The sequence below is a fragment of the Candidatus Neomarinimicrobiota bacterium genome (assembly GCA_018647265.1).
Taxonomy (GTDB): domain Bacteria; phylum Fidelibacterota; class Marinisomatia; order Marinisomatales; family TCS55; genus TCS55.
In genome coordinates this window covers 1-6,786 of sequence record JABGTK010000095.1, presented here as the reverse complement: position 1 = coordinate 6,786, position 6,786 = coordinate 1, and the positions used below count along the sequence as shown (strand labels likewise).

The 6,786-nt window shown below is 38.7% G+C and carries 8 protein-coding genes; all 8 read left to right on the top strand.

Annotated elements, in window-relative coordinates; genetic code table 11:
- On the top strand, window positions 1–268 hold a 268-nt coding region (locus HN459_05420; GenBank protein MBT3478886.1), incomplete at its 5' end, for a hypothetical protein.
- Between the two features lie 69 nt (window positions 269–337).
- Entirely contained in the window at window positions 338–817 is a 480-nt protein-coding gene (locus tag HN459_05415; GenBank protein ID MBT3478885.1) for a metal-dependent hydrolase, read from the top strand.
- A 74-nt stretch (window positions 818–891) separates the two neighbouring features.
- Window positions 892–1,221 carry a heavy-metal-associated domain-containing protein gene (locus HN459_05410; protein ID MBT3478884.1) on the top strand — a complete coding sequence of 110 codons (330 nt, stop codon included), beginning with the start codon at window positions 892–894 and terminating at the stop codon, window positions 1,219–1,221.
- A gap of 91 nt (window positions 1,222–1,312) precedes the next feature.
- Window positions 1,313–2,503 (top strand): hypothetical protein, encoded by a 1,191-nt coding sequence (locus HN459_05405; GenBank protein ID MBT3478883.1) that lies wholly within the window; start codon window positions 1,313–1,315, stop codon window positions 2,501–2,503.
- Between the two features lie 48 nt (window positions 2,504–2,551).
- Window positions 2,552–4,381 (top strand): tetratricopeptide repeat protein, encoded by a 1,830-nt coding sequence (locus HN459_05400; protein MBT3478882.1) that lies wholly within the window; start codon window positions 2,552–2,554, stop codon window positions 4,379–4,381.
- 148 nt (window positions 4,382–4,529) lie between these two features.
- Complete coding sequence (locus HN459_05395; GenBank protein MBT3478881.1) at window positions 4,530–5,954, top strand: CotH kinase family protein; 1,425 nt, start codon at window positions 4,530–4,532, stop codon at window positions 5,952–5,954.
- Between the two features lie 31 nt (window positions 5,955–5,985).
- Window positions 5,986–6,153 (top strand): hypothetical protein, encoded by a 168-nt coding sequence (locus tag HN459_05390; GenBank protein MBT3478880.1) that lies wholly within the window; start codon window positions 5,986–5,988, stop codon window positions 6,151–6,153.
- Window positions 6,154–6,408: 255 nt separating this feature from the next.
- A partial coding sequence (locus tag HN459_05385) for a TetR/AcrR family transcriptional regulator (GenBank protein MBT3478879.1) occupies window positions 6,409–6,786 on the top strand: 378 nt, incomplete at its 3' end.

The following is a 6,786-nucleotide window of genomic DNA, read 5'->3' as shown; positions in this document are numbered from 1 at the left end:
GAAGGCAGAAACCGTTCAGAAAATCGAGAATGAAAGGCTGATCTATTATACATGTCCAAAGGAGAGTCATAAACATGTATATAGCCGGGAAGCGGGGAATTGTCCTGAATGTAATATGAAATTGGTGGCTGGTGTCATTACCACCAAAGATCAAATGGAATATTATGGTTGTCCCATGCTTATCCATAGTCACGTACGTAGCGATGTACCTGGAACTTGTGATGAATGTAAGATGAAACTTAAACCCATGCGTTTAGTTAAATCGTAAATGATAAACATGTAAATAATCGTGTTTTTACCCTCTCACATCGCATCCGGATATATATTGGGACGATTGATGAAACAATCGTCCTGGACGATATCGCCATTTATGCCAGTGTTGCTCATCGCGTCTATTTTACCCGATGTGGACGGCTTAATGTCTGAAACCGTTGCTGGTCACCATTCCATTTTGCATACACCCATATGTTGGATTGTAATATTTGGCCTCATGGTTTTTGTAGGTAGAATAATACAGAATAAAAAAATTAAACCAATTTCATTGGGCATATTTTTAGGCACACAACTGCATCTTATCACGGATTGGATTACAGCCAGAACCGTGGGAATAAAATGGCTTTACCCATTCAGCGATAAAGATTATTTCCTCTATCAAATTCAACCAGAACAAGGACAAGTACCTGTCTGGGAAATGGTCCAAAACCCTTATTTTTCATTCTATATGGACAATGGATTATTATTCTGGATAGAAATAGGGATAGTTATTTTTTCGGTCTTTTTATTGTCGAAAATTCGACTTTTAAAATTTGATAAATGAGTAATACGTTTAGCAAAACTGGGATTAATATCTCCACTCAGATTTAATCTCTATAAATAGAAAAAGAGGAAAGAATGAAAACAATAATGAGTATTTTAACCGCCAGCTTTTTAATTAGCTGCAGCAGCGATACCAAAACGGCTGAATTGAAATTAGACTCCATGCAATGCATGATGTGTTCAATGGGCGTGGAAGAAGCTGTTGCTGACCTTGAAGGCGTAAAGAAAGTTGAAATCGACTTGAAAGCCAAAACAGGAAAAGTGACCTATAAGGCATCGCTTATTGATTTCCCAGCCATAGAAAAAGCCATTACATCTATAGGGTATAGTGTCAATGATAAAAAGGCAGATCCCGATGCATATGCCAATTTGGAACTCTGCTGTAAAATGCCGGAAGGTCAATAATTAAACATAGGGGATGCCTGAAGGTCCCCAATGATAAAATAAATATGTAGAGACGTATAGCGATGCGTCTCTACGAAAACATTGATAAAAAATGAAAAAATACATTCTTCTATCCCTATTTCTTCTTGGGTGTTCAACCCCTGAATTCTCTCTTCCGTCTACAATGAATGGCAGTCGGTATCCCCGTGTTTCTGCTACAGAAAATGGTGGACTCCTCATGTCCTGGTTTGAGAAGGTTGATTCGGTACAATGGGCATTACAATGGTCTGAATTTTCGAAAGGAACATGGACAGAAGGCCAAACCATTACATCCGGGGATCCTTACTTTGTGAACTGGGCCGACTTTCCGTCTATTTATGAAGTGGGCGGGGATCAATTGGTGTCTCATTGGCTTCAAAAAAGCGGAAATGGTCCTTACGATTATAATGTTCAAATATCCCATTCCAAAGATCGGGGTAAATCATGGTCTGAATCGGTGATTCCTCATGGCGATATTGATCCAAAAGGGGAGCATGGATTTTTATCATTTTTCCAACAGCAGGATGCATCCCTGGGGTTTGTATGGCTGGATGGCCGCCACATGGGCGCCTATGATCCTGTGACCCATTCTATGGGAGATATGGCCTTATATCATTCCACCATGGTGGATGGTCAATTGGGTACAGAAGCAATGCTGGACAACCGGGTGTGTGAATGTTGTCCCACCAGTTCTATTCAAACGGGAAATAGTTTAATCATTGCCTATCGTGACCGATCTGAAAAAGAAATCCGCGATATTAATATTATTCGTTATGCGGATGGTAAATGGTTTGAACCCTATCCCGTTCATGAGGACAATTGGTTAATTGGCGGCTGCCCCGTAAATGGCCCCATGCTGGCTGCTAATGGGAATGATTTGGCCATTGCCTGGTATACTTCACCCAATGAAACGCCCACAGTTAATGTGGCATTTTCACATAATGATGGCGCCTCATTTTCTGCACCTATTCGCGTCGATTTATCTAAACCAATTGGCCGGGTAGATTTAACATGGATTAGCCAAACAGAAGTCATGGTCAGTTGGATTGAAATGGCAGAAGAAACAACCGATATCGTTACTTCAATAGTATCTAAATCTGGAAATGTTCAAACACCGCGAATCGTTTCTGAAATTCAACCGGGGCGTGTTTCCGGTTATCCCCAGATGGAAATAGTGGATGATCAACTCTTCTTTGCCTGGACTGAGGGGGGCGAAAACGGTCGCGTTATGACCCAATGGGTTTCTCTTTCAGCTTTCCGCTAAAATAGACCTTTCATAACCATTCGGCTGTTGTAAATTCGTTTCCGTATCATGCGATCGATTTATATCTGGACCACTCGATTTATCCTGGCCATAGCTTTGGTCGGGATTCTGCCTGTCCCCAATAATTCCTCTATTGTACTGGCACAATCAAAAAAAGCCAAAGCATCCCAAGCGTCCAAATATGCGAAACGAGGTAATTCAAAAGCGAAGAAAAAGGACTATCGCGGCGCCCTTTCTGATTATAAAAAAGCATACAAGCTCAGTCCGTCAAAAAATTATAATAAGAAAGTCCAACAACTCACTTCTTTAGCGAAAAAACAGGGTGGTAAAAAATCCAGTAAGAAAAAACCTTCGAGTAAAAAGGTTGCCCAGGCAACCGCTTATGCAAAAAGAGGGAATTCCAAGGCGAAGAATAAAGATTATGCCGCTGCGTTAAAGGATTATCAAAAAGCCTATAAACTGAACCCTTCTTCTTCCAATAAGAAAAAAGTACAACAGCTTCAGTCGATCCTGAAAAAACGGGGAAACCAAGTTGCCAGCCGAAATGCCACGAAAGCTAAAGTGCCCCGGCTTTCGGATATTCCAACCATTAGTCCTGTAAAATATGCTAATGACATTTATAATATTGCTGAAGCATTTGAGCTAAGTTCCCGTAATCTCGCCCGGGCCACCCATTATTTGGATGATAAAGAAAAAAGAAAAATAACAAGAATAGAAGCTAGGCGAGCTCCCACCATCACCGAGCTTGAAAATGCGGCACGAAAAGAGCCGAACGACTTTCGACTGCAAGTGGATTTGGCGCGGAATTATGAAGGAATCGGTCAGTTCGAGACTGCCAAAGAAATTTATCTCAAATTGGCAGCGCAAAATCCTTTTAATGCAGATTCTCACTTTCATTTGGGGTCATTCTATTCTCGATTTGGCCAAATGACAAAAGCGCGCCATTCATTCGATGAAGCAATGGAAGTTCAACCTAATCACCGTGCTACAATTGAAGCTATGGCTTCCATATTCGGTACAAATGAAAAACAAAATTTATCCAATGAAGTGTTGGCTAAATCAGCGGAAAAAGACCCTAATGGTCCAGGGCAACGGATGCAGACAATTCGAAGGAATCTAGAAGACCGTAATTTTGAATATGCGGCAAAACTCGCCCAGGGAGGCCAGGATTTATTTCCTAGGCAAAGTGGATTTATATTTCTAAAAGGGAGAGCTTTTGAAGGATTGGGAGATCAGGGTAAAGCTAAAGCAAGTTATCAAGAAGCGATCAAAAAAGACCCCACTTACCAAGAATCTTATGTTGCATTAGGCGATTTATATTATGGTCAAGGAAAATATGTTTATGCAGCTCTGACTTATGGCGATGCTGTTCGTCTTGACCCTGTCGATAGTGAAACAAGATTTAAACAGGGGCATAGTTATTTTAAAGGCAGTGAATGGGGGAGAGCCGCATTTGCTTGGGAAGATCTTTTACATTATGATCCCCATAACAAAAAAGTTAGAACCCTTTTGCCTCAGGCTTACTACATCCTTGCGGTGGAATATAATCGCGTTGGGGAATCGGGATTGGGCCAGACATCGTTCAGAAAAGCCTTGAGTGTAAATAAAAATTCCGGCGTTTGGCTCCCGGGATCCATGCAAGTATTAGGTGGTTTTTACAGAGAAAAAGGAATGTTTAGGGAATCTCTGGCAGCTTATCAAGAATCGATAGAATTAAAGCCCTCTGATTCCGGAACCTATTTAGGCCTCGGTATTACTTATTGGAAGATGAATGAATCGGCGTTGGCAAAAGCAGCCTGGGGGAGATCCATGGAATTAGATCCTGCAAATAATGATGCCAGGGGATGGTTGCTATTGGCGGGTAAGATGTCTGGTTGATTATAAATTTATGACTGAAATTTTTAAACTTTGAATGGACCTAGTACAGGCTATCAATATATTGTGAGATATTATAATCCAATAAAATAAATTTTAACTATTAATAGAAGTTCTTGTCTAAAAAAGCAAATAATTTGGAAAGAAAACAATGAATATTAATAAAACCAACTTCTTATTTTTATTTATTTTAATGACGTTTTTACTGAGCTGTGAAAATTTAGATGAAACGTCCGCAGAGTCTGATAAAATTATATTTAATGATAAGGATTTTACGGCAGATGATTGGTCACAGGAAACGCATGGGAAGTTAACCACTCCAAATTTTTCAGAAGTTTTTCCAAATGATGAAGTAAAACGGGTTGATATCATTATAAACAGTGATCGATGGGATTTAATGCTAAAAGATATGACTTCGTTACATGGAGAGCCAAATCAAGGTGGCGGACCAGGGGGAGGACCGGGTGGAGGTCCAGGGGGCGGATTAGATGATTCTGAAAATCCAATGTGGGTACCAGGAGATATATTATATAATGGTAAAAAGTGGTACCGGGTAGGTGTCCGTTTTAAAGGAAATTCAAGTTTACGAAGTTCATGGTCTCAAGGGCTGATGAAATTACCATTTAAATTGGATTTTGATGAGTTTGAAGATGAATATCCTCAAATTGATAATCAAAGGTTTTATGGATTCAAACAATTGAGTTTAAAAAGCAATTATGAGGATCGGTCATTTTTAAGAGAAAAGGTTTCTGGTGAAATATTTTATGAAGCAGGAATAGTCAGTGCGAATACTTCCTTCTGTGAGGTTTACGTTGACCACGGAGATGGGTCACAATATTTTGGGCTTTATACAATCGTTGAGGAAATGGATGACACGGTAATTAAGAATCAATTTAGTGTCTCAAGTGGGAACTTGTATAAACCAGAAGGAGAGGGTGCAAGTTTTCAAAAAGGAAGTTTTAACAAAGATCATTTTACAAAAGACACAAATGAAGATGATGCAGATTGGTCCGAGATTGAAAATCTTTTCTCTGTTCTCCACTCTGAATTAAGAACGACGGATCCTATCACTTGGGAAAAAGAGCTTGATGCAATTTTGGATACTGAAAATTTTCTCAAATACCTGGCCTATAATACGGTATTACAAAATTGGGATACTTATGGCCGAATGACACATAATTATTTCCTCTACAATGATCCTGAATCCAATAAATTAATATGGATCCCATGGGATAATAATGAGGCCCTGCAAATTGGCAAGCAAGAAGGTGCGCTTAATTTAAATTTTTCGAATTTATCAAAGAATGGGCAATGGCCATTAATTGAGTATTTATATGCAAATGAACATTATAGGTCTATCTACGATGCATTTGTAGGACAATCTATAAATGACGCTTTTAATCAAGAGCGATTAATCGCAAAATACAATACGTATTCCCAATTGATACATGACTCCGTTACGAAAGAAGAAACAGGTTACACATTTTTAAATTCAATTGGAGACTTTCAATCAGGGGTTTCTGATTTAATCAATCACGCGTCACAACGAACCGCGGCTGTTAATAATTATAAATAAAATATGGGAAAATAAAAAATCGATTCCCACTTTGATTTCAGCCTACCGAGGATTTCGCGTAATCCAGAAAGCCTTGGAGAAAGACCCTTGTCTCACGGATGCAACAAGAGTAGAAGGCTGTGTTAGCTGTCATCAGGTTTATGCAAAAGATCGATTTGATGGGTTCTCCACCTATGAAGAAGCGGCGCACGAGCATTGACCGATATTGGTTAAAACCTATAGTTCACACCAGCATATATAAATAGATTATTATAAGATTTATCTTTTAAATAATCGATATTGCATGAGAATTGAATTTTCTTTTGTATCCGCCAATTCACGCCGCCACTAAGTCGAGTTTGAAAATAATCTGCAGTTATATTTGCATATCCATATGAATAAAAGTTGTATTTAAACTAAGAACAGTTTAATATGGGTTAGTGAATACTAACAAACTTTAGGGTAGATTGAAATTATGGAAAATTACACCGAGAGACAAAACCAAATAATTCAGGAATCAATCCAATTGATTGCCGATAAAGGCATTCAAGGATTAACAATCAAGAATATATCCAAAGCGATCGGGATTTCTGAGCCGGCGATTTATCGCCATTTTGAAAATAAGAATGATATAATTCTTGCGATTATATCAACCATGAAAGAGTCAACAAATAAAGAACTATCCCAGATTGATGACAATAATGCAACCATCGAAAAAATTAAAAAAATGATTCAGGGGCATACCAATAGATTTATAAATAACCCATCATTAACGGCCATTATTTTTTCAGAAGAAATATTTAATAATAATAGTATTCTGGCCAAACCCATTCGCATGATGATGCGAATGAAT

Excerpts from the sequence above, each read along its gene's own strand:
- HN459_05405 (MBT3478883.1), top strand. The coding sequence starts at position 1,313 with ATGAAAAAATACATTCTTCTATCCCTATTTCTTCTTGGGTGTTCAACC.
- HN459_05415 (MBT3478885.1), top strand. The coding sequence starts at position 338 with ATGAAACAATCGTCCTGGACGATATCGCCATTTATGCCAGTGTTGCTC.
- HN459_05400 (MBT3478882.1), top strand. The coding sequence starts at position 2,552 with ATGCGATCGATTTATATCTGGACCACTCGATTTATCCTGGCCATAGCT.
- HN459_05395 (MBT3478881.1), top strand. The coding sequence starts at position 4,530 with ATGAATATTAATAAAACCAACTTCTTATTTTTATTTATTTTAATGACG.
- HN459_05410 (MBT3478884.1), top strand. The coding sequence starts at position 892 with ATGAAAACAATAATGAGTATTTTAACCGCCAGCTTTTTAATTAGCTGC.